The sequence below is a fragment of the Arthrobacter sp. NicSoilB11 genome (assembly GCF_019977375.1).
In the GTDB taxonomy this organism is placed as follows: domain Bacteria; phylum Actinomycetota; class Actinomycetes; order Actinomycetales; family Micrococcaceae; genus Arthrobacter.
Map to the genome: position 1 here is coordinate 1,558,242 of NZ_AP024657.1, position 14,803 is coordinate 1,573,044.

Genomic DNA, 14,803 nt, shown 5'->3' on the forward strand with positions numbered 1-14,803 from the left:
CGGGACTGCAGGTCACGGCGGGCCTGGCAGCGGAAGCAGGATGGACGGGCGAAGGTCCAGGACGAACTGCAGCGGATTGACGTAGTCCTCTCCGTCCCGGACTCCCCAGTGAAGGCACTGCGCCGCCGGGCAGTGTCCCGGCAGCACGGCCCCCACCACCTGGCCCGCAGTTACGGTGGCCCCGACTGCCAGGGTGCTCTCCACGGGTTCGAAACTGCTCCGCAGTCCACCGCCATGGTCGATGGTGATCACGGGCCGGTCCACCACGACCCCCACGAAGCCCACCGTTCCCGCCGCGGGGGACGTGACGGGAGCCCCGGCCACGGCGAAACCCAGGTCAACGCCCCGGTGGCCGCTGAGCCAGGGCTTTGGCGGGGGATTGAAACCGCGCAGCACAGGCGGGCGCGGTGCCAGCGGCCACTGCCAGGAAGGTGCTGCACCCGCCGCGGCAGCCGCCGTCGTTCTGTCCCTGTGGATGGTTGCCGCGCGGGTGGATGCCTGGAGTGTGGATGCCTGGAGTGTGGCTGCCTGGAGTGTGCCAGCGCCGGACGGCAGGGCCGGGCCGGGCGAGGCCACGGACGCAGGCAACAGCAGGAGTGCGGCCAGGAGCACCGGTGGTTTCATGGGACCAGCCTGCCCGGCCGCGCGTGGTACCGGCAGGGCATTTTCCGCCTATGTGGACAACCACCTGGCGGCGTGCGCCGGCAGCGCCGGGTGTCCGGTGGAAGGGGACGCCTGTAGTACACTTGATGGAGCAGTTTGCTGCGCCCTCAACGCTTCCCGTCCCAGTGGTTTACCCCCGCGGTACATGCCCCTGTCCGGATTGCGTCGGCACATCTCATTCAGAAGTGTGGGGGAGCGGCGGCTGACTACGCGCATCCAGCCCTCCGGCTGCCGACGCCCCGGTGTCGTGCACGGAGGACTGCGCTTCCTGCGGTCAGGCTTTGGTCCTGATGGGAAGGGCGGTGGATGCCAGGAGCACGGCCCGCCCGGGCCACGCTAATCAACCGTCAACTATTGGCAGGGTAAGAAGCCTCCGGGTTTTCTCATGAATGACCTGCCGGAAAATAAGGAGCGTCGGAATGCCCGTCGTAACCATGCGCCAGCTGCTTGACAGCGGCGTCCACTTTGGACACCAGACCCGCCGTTGGAACCCGAAGATGAAGCGCTTCATCTTCACCGAGCGCAACGGCATCTACATCATCGACCTTCAGCAGTCGCTGTCCTACATCGACCGTGCCTACGAGTTCGTCAAGGCCACTGTTGCCCACGGCGGCACCGTGCTCTTCGTCGGCACCAAGAAGCAGGCCCAGGAAGCAATTGCCGAGCAGGCCACCCGCGTGGGCCAGCCCTACGTCAACCAGCGTTGGCTCGGCGGTATGCTGACCAACTTCCAGACCGTCGCCAAGCGCATCCAGCGCATGAAGGAACTCGAAGAGATCGACTTCGACGACGTCGCCGGCTCCGCGTACACCAAGAAGGAGCTGCTGCTCCTCAAGCGCGAGCTCACCAAGCTGGAGTCCAACCTGGGCGGTATCCGCAACCTGACCAAGGCTCCGTCCCTGCTCTGGGTCGTGGACACCAAGAAGGAACACCTCGCCGTTGACGAGGCCAAGAAGCTGAACATCCCGGTTGTGGCCATCCTGGACACCAACTGCGATCCGGACGAAGTCGACTTCCCGATCCCGGGCAACGACGACGCCATCCGCTCCGTGAACCTCCTGACCCGCGTTGTCGCCGACGCCGTTGCCGAGGGCCTGATCGCCCGCAACAACCGCGGCACGGGCGCCACCGAAGCTCCGGAAGAGCCGCTGGCTGAGTGGGAGCGCGAGCTCCTCGAAGGCAGCAAGGCCGAGGAAGCTGCTGCAGCCCCCGCTGCTCCGGCTGAAGAAGCCGAAGCTCCGGCCGCCGCCGAGGCTCCCGCCGAAGACGCCAAGTAACACAACTTAAATCCGGATTTTCCGCGCTGTCCGCAGCCGGAACTGCTGACAGGATGGCAGCCCACCTTGTGGGCCGCCGTCCTGTCGGTCCGTACACCACCACACATTTTCTAGACAGAGGGGTTCACATGGCGAACTACACTGCCGCGGACATCAAGGCCCTGCGCGAGCGCACCGGCGCCGGCATGATGGACGTCAAGAAGGCTCTTGACGAAGCCAACGGTGACGCCGAGAAGGCCATCGAGATCATCCGCATCAAGGGCCTCAAGGGCGCTACCAAGCGCGAAGGCCGCTCCACCGCTGAAGGCCTCGTGGCCGCCAAGGTCAGCAATGGCGTCGGCGTCATGATCGAGGTCAACTGCGAGACCGACTTCGTTGCCAAGGCTGACAAGTTCATCCAGCTGGCCGACAAGGTCCTGGCCGTCGCCGTCGAGTCCGGCGCCGCCGACCTCGAAACCCTGCTGGCCACCGAGGTCGACGGCAAGCCGCTGTCCGAGGTCGTCATCGAAGAGGGCGCAGTCCTGGGCGAGAAGGTTGTTGTCCGCCGCATCTCCCGCATCGAGGGTGCAACGGTTGACGCTTACCTGCACAAGACCTCCAAGGACCTCCCGGCCCAGGTTGGCGTCCTGTTCGCTGTCGACGGTGAAGGCGAAGCCGCCGCCACCGCCGCCCACGACGTCGCCGTGCACATCGCCGCCATGGCTCCGAACTACCTCACCCGTGAGGACGTTCCTGCCGAACTCGTTGAGTCCGAGCGCCGCATTGCCGAGGAGACCGCCAAGGCCGAAGGCAAGCCCGAAGCTGCCCTCACCAAGATTGTGGAAGGCCGCGTGACGGGCTTCTACAAGGGCGAGGTCCTGGTTGACCAGGCATTCGCGAAGGACGCAAAGAAGTCCGTGGCACAGATCCTCGAAGAGGCCGGTGTCAAGGGAACCGCGTTCACGCGTTTCCGCGTCGGCTCCTAGTCGATTCCGCAAGGGGGTGGCCACTTCGGTGGCCGCCCCTTTTGCATGCGCGCAGTCCACATGGAGCGCGGCCGGTTCCGACCACAGGATCCGGCAGGATACCCTTTTTTCAGAGTCATCAACGGGAAGGCATCATGGAAGCCGTCAACACTGTCATCCATTCCGAGAAGAACAAGCGGCGGGTCCTCCTGAAGCTTTCCGGCGAGGTCTTCGGCGGCGGGAAACTCGGTGTCGACCCCGAGACCGTCCGCGACGTCGCCAAGCAGATTGCGGCGGCCGTCCCGCAGGTGGAAGTGGCCATCGTGGTGGGCGGCGGTAACTTCTTCCGCGGCGCCGAACTGTCCCAGAGCGGCATGGACCGATCCCGCGCCGACTACATGGGCATGCTGGGCACGGTCATGAATTGCCTTGCACTGCAGGATTTCCTGGAGCAGGCGGGCGTGGAAACCCGCGTCCAGAGTGCCATCACCATGGGCCAGGTGGCCGAGGCCTACATTCCGCGCCGTGCCATCCGCCACATGGAGAAGGGCCGCGTGGTCATCTTCGGCGCCGGCGCCGGCCTGCCCTACTTCTCCACCGACACCGTGGCAGCCCAGCGGGCCCTGGAGGTGCATGCCGACGTGGTCCTCATGGCCAAGAGCGGGGTGGACGCCGTGTACACCGCAGACCCCAAGAAGGACCCCACCGCGGAACGCCTGGAGACCCTGAGCTACGACGATGCGCTGCGCCGCGACATCCGCGTCATGGACCAGACGGCCATGACCATGTGCAAGGACAACAACCTCTCCATGGTGGTCTTCGGCATGGAGGGTGAAGGCAACGTCACCCGCGCCATCCTCGGCGAAAAGCTGGGCACGCTGGTCACTGCCTAGCTCCGGCTAGGATGATTCCAGGACAGTTCCGTCCCCGCCCCTCCCGGCGGGGACGGAAACGGCAACAAAGAACCACGTGAGTGCAGGGAACCGGCGCCCCGGACTGCACCAGAACCGTCAGGAGAGACCGTGATCGAAGATACCTTGCTTGAGGCCGAAGAGAAGATGGACAAGGCGGTTGAGGTAGCCAAGGAAGACTTCGCCTCCATTCGTACCGGTCGCGCCAATCCCGGCCTCTACAACAAGGTCCTGGTGGACTACTACGGCTCTCCCACCCCGCTGCAGCAGCTGGCCTCCTTCGCCATCCCGGACGCCCGGACCATCCTGATCACCCCGTTCGACAAGTCCGCCATGCGCGACATCGAACGCGCACTGAGCGATTCCGAGGTCGGCGCCAACCCGTCCAACGACGGCAACGTCATCCGGATCACCATCCCGGAGCTGACCAAGGAACGCCGCAAGGAATACGTCAAGATCGTCAAGACCAAGGGCGAAGACGCCAAGATCTCCATCCGCAACATCCGCCGCAAGGCAAAGGAGACCCTTGACCGCCTGGTGAAGGACGGCGAGGCCGGCGAAGACGAAGGCACCCGCGCCGAAAAGGAACTGGACAGCCTCACCAAGGCACACGTGGACGGCATCGACGAGCTGCTCAAGCGCAAGGAAGCAGAGCTGCTCGAAGTCTGATGGGCCAGGCAGATCAGGCCCCCGCACCCAGGGCGCGCACACGGGGGAAGCAGCCCAGGAGCAACCCGACGCCAAAGGCCGGGCGGAACCTGCCCGCCGCCGTCGTGGTGGGCCTGGCGATGCTGCTTGCCGTCCTGGGCGGCCTGCTGTTCATCCCGCTGGCTTTCGTAGCCATCGTCGCGGCCTTCGCCGTTTTTGGCGTGTGGGAGATCTACCGGGCGTTGGAGCACAACGGGACCAGGATGCCCATCGTGCCGGTCATGACCGGCACGGTGGCCTTGCCTTTCGCCGCCTACTTCGGCGGCATCGAGAGCCAACTGTTTGCCCTGCTCCTCAGCGCCGTGGCAGTCCTGCTGTGGCGGTCGATCGAAAGCGCCGCCGGATCGGCCAACAGCATTTTCGCCGGTGTCTTCACGCTGGGCTGGGTACCGTTCTTCATCAGCTTCGCGGCACTGCCGCTGCATGCGGCCGGTACCACGCCGCTGGGGCTTTGGCCCGGCGGCGCCGCCCCCATCGGTGCGTGGGAGATTGCCGTCATGCTGCTGCTGGTGGTCTCCAACGACACGTTCGGCTACCTCGTGGGCGCGTCCATCGGCAAGCACCCCATGGCGCCGAAGATCAGCCCCAAGAAATCCTGGGAGGGATTCGCAGGGTCCGCGGCGGGCGCCATGCTGATCGGCGTGCTGGCTGCCATCTTCGTGCTGGACAAGCCCTGGTGGGTAGGAGTGGTGCTGGCGGTGGGAACCGTTGCCGCGGCCACAGCCGGTGACCTTGGCGAATCCATGGTCAAGCGTGAACTGGGCGTCAAGGACATGAGCAGCATCCTGCCCGGACACGGGGGTGTCATGGACCGGCTGGACTCCATCGTCTTCGCCTCGCCCGTGGCCTTCATCCTGTACGGGCTCGTGGCCGGCGCATAACCCATCAGTCCCGGCACAACCGGGCGTCCGACATAAAAAGGGCCCGGGCGGCTGAAGCAACCCCGGCATCCTAGACTGGTGCGGAAGCACTACGGCTGAAGAGCATTGAAGGAATCGAAGTGGCATTGGACATTCATCGGCAAATCCCTGCGTCCTTTGAGCGCGTGCAGCGCAGTGAGTACGGGTACAACGCCAAGCAGGTGGACGAGTTCCTGCAGCGGGCGCGGGTCTCGCTGGAAACACCCCATGCCGCCACCGACCCCGTCAACAGCGCCGATGTCAGGGCCGTGTCCTTCGACCCCGTCAAGGGCGGCTACTCCGCGGCCGTCGTGGACGCCGCACTGGACCGGCTGGAGGACGCCTTCGCCCGCCGGGAACGGGATGAGCTCATCGCGGCCCAGGGCGAGGAAGCCTGGCTGCGCGAGATCGGAAGCCTCTCCGGCATCCTCCGGGGACGGCTGCACCGGCCGGACGGTGACCGCTTCCGCCGGCCCACCAAGAAGAAGGCCCGCAGTTACAACACGGCCGACGTCGACCGGCTGTGCCACGAACTTGTCGCCTACCTCGAACAGGACAAGCCGTTGAGCGTGGACAGCGTGCGCCGCGCAGTCTTCCGCCCGGCGGTTGGCCAGGATGGCTACGAGGAATCCCAAGTGGATGCCTTCCTGGACCGCGTCGTCGAACTGATGGCTGCCATCGACTGACGGGGCCACGCCCCGCAGCCGCTATTCCCGGTCCCGCGGCGGAGTGGGGGAGAGCGGCGCAAAACGACGCCATACATCGCGATAGCCCCTGTACCCCTTCACGGCGGCCACGCCGAGGAACCCTGCACCGCATGCGGCGCCCGCCACAAGGGCTGCCGCCATACCCGCTCCGGCCAGAGTCACCAGCAGGCCCGAAAGGATGGCAATCAAGGCGGCGTTCGCCGTCGCCATGAAGATCATGCTGCTGCCCGCCACATGGCTGAAGCTGCCCCTGCCCCCAAAGAAGTAGTACGTCTGCCGGGAGCCTGGCTCGTCGTCGTGGTGCGCAGCCATCAGGTACGGTGCCACTCCCGGATCAAGGTCCACGTAGGCAGCCCGCAACCTGTTCATTGCCGTGACGTACATGAGGTCCTCGTGCGCCACGTTCATGACCCGGAGCTGGGTCAGGAGCCCGATCGCCACGTCGATGAAGAGAATAACCACGGCCAGCAGGACAAAGGCATCCGAAAACCCTGTGGCCTGCCCCACCAGCGCCACGCTGACCAGGCTTGCCGACGTAAAGGTGAGGAACATGCTGATGCGGGTCAGTACCTCGCCTTGGGCCGTGCTGCGGGATGCCAGCAGGCCCCAGTGTTCCGTGGCGAGCAGCTGCGCACGCACGGAGGCCGGAACTGCACCATGCTGGTCGGACGTACCGCCGTCCTGGGTGGACATGGCGTTATTGTCCTCCCGGCCCCCGTTCGGTGGCCAGCGGCCGCTCCGGGGTATGGAGGCGGGTCATGATCCGCGGCATCGTGGCGGGAACCCGGTGGGAGGTGGCCCGGGACACGATGACCATGACGGCGAAGGCGGCAGGCACGCTCCACGCCGCAGGCTGCGCGAGCCACGCGGGTGTCTGCACCGAACCGGTCACGGAGCCCGCAATCATTGCCCCGCCGCACAGCACCCCGCCGGTCAGCATGCCGGCGATGGCCCCGGCGTCGGTCAGGCCGCGCCACCAGATGCCCAGCAGCAGGACCGGGCACACGGTGGAGGCGGTGAAGGCGAAGACCAGGCCCACGCTGCCGGCCAGTGCCAGGGATCCCGTCATGAAGGCAAAGCCAAGGGGGACGACGGCGGACACGACGGCGGCGAGGCGGAAACCGCGGACGCTGCCGCCCAGGACGTCCTGGCTGATGACGCCGGCAAGCGACACCACCAGGCCCGACGTGGTGGACAGGAACGCGGCGAAGGCGCCCGCCACCACCAGGGCAGAGAGCAGGTCCCCGGGCATCCCGCCGACGAGTTCACCCGGCAGCCGCAGGACCATGGCGTCCGGCTGTCCGGAACGGGCCAGGCCGGGTGCGTACATGCGGGCCACCAGGCCGTAGGCCGTGGGGAAGAGGTAGAACACGGACAGCAGGCCCAGGACGATCAGGGTGGTGCGCCGCGCCGAGTGCCCGTCCGGATTGGTGTAGAAACGCACCAGCACGTGCGGCAGCCCCAGGGTGCCGAACAGCAGGGCCACCAGCAGGGACACGTTCTGGTACAGCCCGGCGGGTGCCAGGTCCGTGGGGTTGACCGCCGGCGCGGACTGCGGCTGGGCCCCGTGGCCCGCCAGCACGAAGATGATGAACAGGATGGGCACGGCCAGGGCGGTCAGCTTGAGCCAGTACTGGAACGCCTGGACAAAGGTTATGGACCGCATTCCGCCCGCCACCACCGTCAGGCAAACCACCACCACGACGGCCACGGAACCCACCCAGGACGGCAGGCCCGTGGCGATGTGGATGGTCAGGGCCGCTCCGTGGAGCTGCGGGACGATATACAGCCACCCCACCACGACCACCACCAGGCTGGTAACCCTCCGCACCGTCCTGGAAGAGAGCCGTGATTCGGTAAAGTCCGGGATGGTGTAGGCGCCCGAACGCCGCAGCGGCGCGGCGACGAAGAGCAGCAGCATCAGGTAGCCGGCGGTGTATCCCACCGGGAACCAAAGCGCGTCTGTCCCGGACAGCAGGATGAGCCCGGCCACGCCCAGGAAGCTGGCGGCGGACAGGTACTCGCCGCCGATCGCCGACGCGTTCCACCACGGCCGCACGGTGCGCGAGGCAACGTAGAAGTCCCCCGTGGTGCGTGAGATCCGCAGCCCGTAGAAACCAATAATGGCCGTGGCAAGGGACACCACCGCCACGGCTGCCATGGCGACGCCGGCATTCACCCGTACCTCACCGGGTTGTGGTGCGAACGCGTGTTCATGGTTCGCCGGCCAGGTCCCGGTAGCGGGCCTCGTTGCGCGCCGCAGTCCTGACGTACAGCCAGGCGCTCAACCCGATCACCGGGTAGATCCCAACCCCCAGCAGGAGCCAGCCGAACGGGAGGCCGCCGATCCGGGTTTCGGCCAGGCCGGGAACCACCACAAGGATCAACGGGAAAGCGGCAAGGATCAGCAGGAAGCCGCCCGCCACCACCAGGGCAAGCCGCAGCTGGGACCTGATGAGGGAGCGGACGAACACCTGACCCACCTCGGAATCCTGTGCGGCTTCACGCGATTCGAGCGAACGCCGCCCGCCCTGCGCCGGGGACCGGGGGAAAGCGTGCGGTGCGGTGACCCGGACGCGGCTCATGCGTGCGGCCTGATCCTGGTGGCCTCCAGCCTTTCCCGCACGGTGGGCAGGTGCCGCCTGCTGATGGGGAGGCCCGCGCCCGCCACCGTGACGCGCGGCCCGTCGGCCGCCAGCTTCATTGAGGACACATGCTTCAGTGCCACCAGGTAGGAGCGGTGGGTGCGGATGAAGCCGGCGTCCGCCCATTGCTGTTCAAGGTCGGCCAGCGGCACCCGGATGAGGTAGCTGGCATCGGCGGTGTGCAGCCGCGCGTAGTCCCCCTGCGCCTGGACGTAGGTGACGTCGTCGCGGCGGATCATCCTGGTGGTCCCGCCCTGGTCAACCGTGATCATCTCCGGTGCCGCGCCGCCGTCGCGCAGTTCACTGATCCGCCCCACGGAGCGGGCCAGGCGCTCGGCACGCACCGGCTTGAGCAGGTAGTCCACGGCGGCGAGTTCGAACGCCGCCAGGGCGTGCTCCTCGTCGGCGGTGACAAAGACAACGGCCGGGGGATTGCTGCTCCGGGCGATGGCGCCGGCGATGTCCAGGCCGGACACGGCGGGCATATGGATGTCCAGGAAGACGGCGTCGATGCTCCCGGCGGACAGGGCCGTGAGTGCTTCAGCGCCGGACGTCGCCCGCAGCACCTTGCCGATGCGTTCGTCCCTGCCCAGCAGGAACGCCAGTTCCTCAACGGCGGGCAGCTCATCATCAACGACGAGGACGTTAATCATTCTCCTAGGGTACTTCCAGCTGCAGCGGCCGCCTCACGCATCGTGCCCGGGCTGGGACTTTGGCACCCGCATGGTGATCAGCGTTCCCTCACCGGGCGCGGTTTCCACCACCAGTCCATGGTCGTTGCCGTACACCTGCCGGAGGCGGGCATCGACGTTCCGCAGCCCCACGTGGTCCCCGTCCGCATGCCCCGCCAGCACCGACCGGAGCTGCTCCGGGTCCATTCCCACGCCATCGTCCTCAATGGTGACTTCCGCGAATGCGCCGGCGTCCTCGGCGGTGATGCTGATATGACCGGGCCCCGCCTTGGCCTCGAGCCCGTGCCGGACGGCGTTCTCGACCAGTGGTTGGAGGCTGAGGAAGGGGATGACGGTGCTGAGCACTTCGGGGGCGATGCGCAGGCTGACCTGCACGCGCTCACCAAACCGGGCCCGTTCCAGCAGCAGGTAGCGGTCGATGCAGCGAAGCTCCTCTGCGAGGGTGGTGAAGTCGCCGTGCCGGCGGAAGGAGTAGCGGGTGAAGTCCGCGAACTCCACCACCAGCTCCCTGGCCCGTTCAGGGTCCGTATTGATGAACGACGCGATGGCGTTCAGTGAGTTGTAGATGAAGTGCGGGCTGATCTGGGCACGCAGCGCCCGCACTTCCGCCTCCATCAGCAGGGTGCGGGACGCGTCCAATTCCGCGAGCTCCACCTGCACCGCCACCCAGTCGGCCACTTCCCCCGTCGCCCTGACCAGGCCCGCCCCGGCGGAAGGAGCGAAGGCGGCCACGGCGCCGACTATACGGGTGCCGGCCCGCACCGGGGCGATGACGCCGGCAAGGCGGCCGCCGGTTCCGTCCACGCCTGCGGAGAGGACAGCGGTCCGGCCCGACGAAAGGACCCCTGCGGCGAGTTCCATCAGGTGCGGCCGGATGTCCTCGGCGCCGCCGTCCCAGGCCAGCACGCCGGACGTGTCCGTGATCGCCAGGGCGTCGCAGCCCAGGAGGGTGCGCAGCTGCCGGCTGGCTTTGGCAGCGCCGGCCGGGTTCAGGCCGCGGCGCAGGTGCTGCCCGGCCTGGGATGCCGCGTGGAGCGTGTGGTAGGTGGCGCGCTCGGCGTCAGTGCCAAGGTCCCTGAAGGAGCGGAGCACCTTCAGGCCCACGCCGACGACGACGGCAATGGCCATGGCGATCACCGCAACGGCCGCAGCGGTGAGGAGGGGGGAGTCCGGCATGGTGCCCAGCGTAGCGGCGGGTGCCGTTTGCCGCAGCATCGCAACCGTTGAGCGACCGTGGGCGGCGAAGTTCTGGAACGGGCAGGCCGGCAGCGGCAGAGTGATTGGTGTCACATCTGCGGTGTTCCTGTGCAGTGCCTCTGCGCAGTGTCCCTGTCCGAAGCCCCAGTCCGGGGCCTTCGTCCCAGGGCCTGCCGCCCGGTGTGTACCGGCAACTCAATGAGGAGGAATCATGGGTAATGATGCCCATACTCCGGACGCAGCGGCGTCCGTGGACTTCGAGCAGGTCCAGTCGACCGGGCAGTTCCAGGAATTGCGCAGGCGTCACCGCAGCTTTGTCTTCCCCATGGCAGTGGCCTTCCTGCTGTGGTACTTCGCCTATGTCCTGCTCGCCGACTACGCGGTGGGGTTCATGTCCACCAAGGTCTGGGGCAACATCAACGTGGGCCTGATCCTGGGCCTGCTCCAGTTCATCTCGACCTTTGCCATCACCGGCTGGTACGTCCACTACTCGAACCGGAAACTGGACCCCATCGCCTCGGAAATCAGGCATGAGATCGAGGGCCACGAATTCGATAAGAACGGAAACCGAGTGGGCGGAGCCAACAAATGATCGCAATCCCAGCCGCGGTGGACGTTGCCGCCCTCAAGGAAACCACCCTTTTGAACATGGGCATCTTCGGCCTGTTCGTGGCCGTGACCATGGTGATCGTGTTCCGCGCCAGCCGCAACAACAAAACTGCCGCCGACTACTACGCTGCCGGGCGTTCGTTCACGGGCTCGCAGAACGGCACCGCCATCGCCGGCGACTACCTGTCGGCAGCATCCTTCCTGGGCATCACCGGTGCCATCGCCATCAACGGCTATGACGGCTTCATGTACTCCATCGGCTTCCTGGTGGCCTGGCTGGTGGCGCTGCTGCTGGTGGCCGAACTGCTGCGCAACACCGGCAAGTTCACCATGGCCGATGTGCTCTCCTTCCGGCTGAAGCAGCGCCCGGTGCGGATCGCGGCCGCCATCTCCACCCTGGCCGTCTGCTTCTTCTACCTGCTGGCCCAGATGGCCGGTGCGGGAAGCCTGATTTCGCTCCTGCTGGGCATCAGCGACTGGGGCGGCCAGGCGCTGGTGATCGTCGTCGTCGGCGCCCTCATGATCATGTACGTCCTGATCGGCGGCATGAAGGGCACCACCTGGGTCCAGATCATCAAAGCCATGCTGCTGATCGCAGGCGCCGCAGTCATGACCCTGTGGGTCCTGGCCATCTACGGCTTCAACCTTTCCGCCCTGCTGGGCGGCGCGGTGGAGACGGCCAACAACCCGGCCGTGCTCAACCCGGGCCTGCAGTACGGCAAGACCGAGACCTCCAAGCTGGACTTCATGTCCCTGGGCCTGGCGCTGGTCCTGGGCACGGCAGCCCTGCCGCACGTCCTGATGCGCTTCTACACGGTGCCCACGGCCAAGGAAGCGCGCAAGTCCGTGGTCTGGTCCATCTGGCTGATCGGCCTGTTCTACCTGTTCACCCTGGTGCTGGGCTACGGTGCTGCGGCCCTGGTGGGTCCGGACACCATCAAGGGCGCCCCGGGCGGCGTCAACGCTGCCGCCCCGCTGCTGGCCTTCCACCTGGGCGGGCCGCTGCTGCTCGGCTTCATCTCCGCTGTCGCCTTCGCCACCATCCTGGCGGTGGTGGCAGGCCTGACCATCACGGCTGCCGCATCCTTTGCGCATGACATCTACGCCAACGTCATCGCCAAGGGCAAGGCCGACGCGGCGACTGAAGTCCGGGTGGCCCGGCGCACCGTGGTGGTAATCGGCATCCTGGCCATCCTGGGCGGTATCTTCGCCAACGGCCAGAACGTTGCCTTCCTGGTGGCGCTGGCCTTCGCCGTCGCCGCTTCAGCCAACCTGCCCACCATCATCTACTCGCTGTTCTGGCGGAAGTTCACCACCCAGGGCGCCGTGTGGAGCATGTACGGCGGCCTGGCCGCGGCGATCCTGCTCATCGTGTTCTCCCCGGTGGTTTCCGGTGCGAAGACCTCAATGATCCCCGGGGCCAACTTCGCCCTCTTCCCGCTCAGCAACCCGGGCATTGTGTCCATTCCGCTGGCCTTCTTCCTGGGCTGGCTGGGCACCACCCTGGACAAGAGGACGGAAGACCCCGCGAAGCAGGCGGAAATGGAAGTCCGCTCGCTCACGGGCATCGGAGCCGAAAAGGCCGTGGACCACTGACAGCCGGACCACTAACTGGCTGGCCACTGGTGGATATGCCGGCAGCGTCGGCATAACAGCGAAGAGCCTCCAGCCGCATACCGCGGCCTGGAGGCTCTTTGCGTTTGCCGCCCCCGCGCGGTTTCCCGGAAGGGGGATTCAGTGCTGGTGGTGGCCGCCCGGCGCCGGGTTCCCGTGCCCGCCGTGCGGGACGGCGTACTGGCCGGCCGTCGAGGCGGCGAGGCCCGGCGTCGCAATCCCTGCCACCAGGACGGCGCCGGCGAAAGCTCCCAGCAACAGCCGGCCCGGCCGCCCTCCGGCCCCTGCGGCCGGAACCCGCGGTTCGCGGTGCTGCCGTTCGCGCTGGAGCCACCCGAGCGACGCGAGGATCATCAGCGTGAGCAGCAACGCCGAAAGGTGGGTCAGGCTGAGGCCCGAGGCCGGGCCGGCAACGGGAGGTGATGCCATCGCGGCCAGGTGGACGGCGGCTGCACCGGCCAGCACATACCGCGACTTCCGGCCGCCCGGCAGCCGGTCCCTTGCCAGGAACACCACGGCAGCGGCGAGCAGCATCAGCCCCCAGGCCCCGGCCGCAACACCTGCGGCAACCGCTGGGGTGGCCGCAGGTCCCGCTGCTGCCGAAAAGATACTGGACGAAATGGCGAGGTTGACCGATCCCGCACCAAAGCCCGCAAACCCGGTGACGAGTCGAACAGCACTGCCTGCCTGCAGGCCTGGCTGGTCCGGCGCCATCGGCCGGACCGGTACCGGGACCGCCACGGCTAAGCCCTTGCGGTGGCCGGGGACTTGTCCAGCGACAGGCCCACGCCGAGGAGGAGTACGGCGCTGGCGAGGTGCAGGACGTTGTCGGCGCCGTTCAGGGCGATGATGTTCAGCGGCGAGTTGAGCAGGAACAGACCCACGATGCCCACCAGGAGGTAGACGGCGCCTACCGTGGCGTTCACGGTTCGGGCGGTGGCCGTTCCGCGAAGCCCGGCGAAGAGCAGCGCGGCGCCGATGGCCAGGTGGATGACGTTGTGCAGCGGATTGACTTCGAAGATGATGAGGTTCGCGCCTTCGGTGGCGGCGAAACCGACGCCGGACGTGACAGCGAAGCCCAGGAGGCCCACCAGCAGGTAGACGGCTCCGAAAACGGTGGCGACGAGGCGGTTGGGTGAGTTGCGCATGGCCGGTTCCTTCCGATAGGGCGGGCAGCAGTTCCCGCCGGATAAACAGGCCCCTGGTCGGGACCCTCGGAAGCGATTCGGATCATGGCCGCGCATGGATGGGTAAAAAGATCAGTACCCTTTCCACTTTCCCGATCGGTGCCCCGCTGCCCGGGGCGCCGGCCGTCCGGCTAGGCTGCCGGCCGCAGTTTGATGTTGGTCATCAGCAGCCGGTCCGTGCCTTCGAAGCGGTAGGCGAGGTCCACCTTCTTGCCGGTGCAGCTGATCTGGCCCACTACCTCGGCCGACTTCATCCCGTTGTCGGTGGCCACCTTGAGCTCGTTGTAGGCGGGCTGGCAGGAACTGTCCATCTCCAGGCTCTTCACCCCTGAGATGAAGGCCTCCTTGGAAAGCTGCTTCTGCAGGGCCGGGTCAAGGTATTCGTCATAGGCGCGGGAGGTGTCGCCGGCGATGACTTTCCTGGTGAAGCCGTCCGCCAGGCCCCTGGCCTGGTTGGTGGCGCTTCCCACGACGTTCACCAGGATGACGACGCCGAGGATCACCAGGAGCAGCACCCCGCCGATGCTGCCAAGGATGATCCACAGCCTCCGCCGGCTCCGCTGCCGGGGCGGTTCCCCCGGGAGGCCGAACGGGGCGGGCTGCTCCGGCAGTGCTGGAAACTGCTGTGGCGTGTAGCCCGCCCGGCCCTGCCGGTACGGATCCTGGGGACTGCTCAAAAGGGAGGCCTCTCGTCTGACAGGCGCTGTGGCGCCGGCGTACTGGCCCGGGCCTCTCCCGGCCCGGCATATG

General features: G+C 67.0%; 17 protein-coding genes. 8 read left to right on the forward strand and 9 right to left on the reverse strand.

Translation table 11 applies throughout. The annotated features are described in order from the left end of the window. Positions 1 to 12: 12 nt before the first annotated feature. Positions 13 to 624, reverse strand: a complete 612-nt coding sequence (locus LDO14_RS07240; protein WP_018771650.1) for a M23 family metallopeptidase — start codon at positions 622 to 624, stop codon at positions 13 to 15. 458 nt (positions 625 to 1,082) lie between these two features. Here LDO14_RS07240 and rpsB point away from each other — a divergent pair, with 458 nt between their 5' ends. From rpsB to LDO14_RS07270, 6 genes are all read left to right on the forward strand, one after another. Next, positions 1,083 to 1,940, forward strand: a complete 858-nt coding sequence (gene rpsB / locus LDO14_RS07245) for a 30S ribosomal protein S2 (protein ID WP_018771651.1) — start codon at positions 1,083 to 1,085, stop codon at positions 1,938 to 1,940. 128 nt (positions 1,941 to 2,068) lie between these two features. Next, positions 2,069 to 2,905, forward strand: a complete 837-nt coding sequence (tsf, locus tag LDO14_RS07250; protein ID WP_018771652.1) for a translation elongation factor Ts — start codon at positions 2,069 to 2,071, stop codon at positions 2,903 to 2,905. Between the two features lie 134 nt (positions 2,906 to 3,039). Then, a complete protein-coding gene (gene pyrH, locus LDO14_RS07255) occupies positions 3,040 to 3,777 on the forward strand; it encodes a UMP kinase (RefSeq protein WP_018771653.1) in 738 nt (245 codons plus the stop codon). Between the two features lie 129 nt (positions 3,778 to 3,906). Then, positions 3,907 to 4,464 carry a ribosome recycling factor gene (frr, locus tag LDO14_RS07260; protein WP_018771654.1) on the forward strand — a complete coding sequence of 186 codons (558 nt, stop codon included), beginning with the start codon at positions 3,907 to 3,909 and terminating at the stop codon, positions 4,462 to 4,464. After that, a complete protein-coding gene (locus LDO14_RS07265; RefSeq protein ID WP_018771655.1) occupies positions 4,464 to 5,384 on the forward strand; it encodes a phosphatidate cytidylyltransferase in 921 nt (306 codons plus the stop codon). The genes frr and LDO14_RS07265 overlap by 1 nt, the downstream gene beginning before the upstream one ends. A 119-nt stretch (positions 5,385 to 5,503) precedes the next feature. Then, positions 5,504 to 6,088: a DivIVA domain-containing protein gene (locus LDO14_RS07270; protein ID WP_018771656.1), complete on the forward strand. Its 585-nt coding sequence runs from the start codon at positions 5,504 to 5,506 to the stop codon at positions 6,086 to 6,088. A gap of 21 nt (positions 6,089 to 6,109) precedes the next feature. Here LDO14_RS07270 and LDO14_RS07275 read toward each other — a convergent pair whose 3' ends face one another. From LDO14_RS07275 to LDO14_RS07295, 5 genes are read right to left on the reverse strand one after another with little or no spacing between them, the layout of a single operon-like run. Further along, on the reverse strand, positions 6,110 to 6,802 hold the full coding sequence (locus LDO14_RS07275; protein WP_144600375.1) for a hypothetical protein: 693 nt from the start codon (positions 6,800 to 6,802) through the stop codon (positions 6,110 to 6,112). A gap of 4 nt (positions 6,803 to 6,806) precedes the next feature. Further along, a complete protein-coding gene (locus tag LDO14_RS07280) occupies positions 6,807 to 8,288 on the reverse strand; it encodes a cation acetate symporter (RefSeq protein ID WP_018771658.1) in 1,482 nt (493 codons plus the stop codon). A gap of 34 nt (positions 8,289 to 8,322) precedes the next feature. Continuing rightward, positions 8,323 to 8,694 (reverse strand): membrane protein, encoded by a 372-nt coding sequence (locus LDO14_RS07285; protein WP_018771659.1) that lies wholly within the window; start codon positions 8,692 to 8,694, stop codon positions 8,323 to 8,325. Beyond that, positions 8,691 to 9,407 (reverse strand): LytTR family DNA-binding domain-containing protein, encoded by a 717-nt coding sequence (locus tag LDO14_RS07290; RefSeq protein ID WP_018771660.1) that lies wholly within the window; start codon positions 9,405 to 9,407, stop codon positions 8,691 to 8,693. The genes LDO14_RS07285 and LDO14_RS07290 overlap by 4 nt, the downstream gene beginning before the upstream one ends. Before the next feature lie 33 nt (positions 9,408 to 9,440). After that, positions 9,441 to 10,622 carry a histidine kinase gene (locus LDO14_RS07295; RefSeq protein ID WP_026266130.1) on the reverse strand — a complete coding sequence of 394 codons (1,182 nt, stop codon included), beginning with the start codon at positions 10,620 to 10,622 and terminating at the stop codon, positions 9,441 to 9,443. 232 nt (positions 10,623 to 10,854) lie between these two features. Between LDO14_RS07295 and LDO14_RS07300 the strand changes: the two genes are divergently transcribed. Next, on the forward strand, positions 10,855 to 11,235 hold the full coding sequence (locus LDO14_RS07300) for a DUF485 domain-containing protein (RefSeq protein WP_056389964.1): 381 nt from the start codon (positions 10,855 to 10,857) through the stop codon (positions 11,233 to 11,235). After that, positions 11,232 to 12,848 carry a sodium/solute symporter gene (locus tag LDO14_RS07305; protein WP_018771663.1) on the forward strand — a complete coding sequence of 539 codons (1,617 nt, stop codon included), beginning with the start codon at positions 11,232 to 11,234 and terminating at the stop codon, positions 12,846 to 12,848. The genes LDO14_RS07300 and LDO14_RS07305 overlap by 4 nt, the downstream gene beginning before the upstream one ends. Before the next feature lie 138 nt (positions 12,849 to 12,986). On the opposite strand, the gene LDO14_RS07310 is transcribed toward LDO14_RS07305, so the two are convergent. The 3 genes from LDO14_RS07310 to LDO14_RS07320 form a co-directional block, all read right to left on the reverse strand. Then, positions 12,987 to 13,607, reverse strand: coding sequence for a hypothetical protein (locus tag LDO14_RS07310; RefSeq protein WP_223994594.1), 621 nt, complete (start codon positions 13,605 to 13,607; stop codon positions 12,987 to 12,989). A 2-nt stretch (positions 13,608 to 13,609) separates the two neighbouring features. Continuing rightward, on the reverse strand, positions 13,610 to 14,014 hold the full coding sequence (locus tag LDO14_RS07315; protein WP_056389952.1) for a DUF4383 domain-containing protein: 405 nt from the start codon (positions 14,012 to 14,014) through the stop codon (positions 13,610 to 13,612). Between the two features lie 170 nt (positions 14,015 to 14,184). Further along, the gene (locus LDO14_RS07320) at positions 14,185 to 14,730 is read right to left on the reverse strand and encodes a hypothetical protein (protein ID WP_018771666.1); all 546 of its coding nucleotides are present in this window, start codon (positions 14,728 to 14,730) and stop codon (positions 14,185 to 14,187) included. Between the last annotated feature and the right edge of the window lie 73 nt (positions 14,731 to 14,803).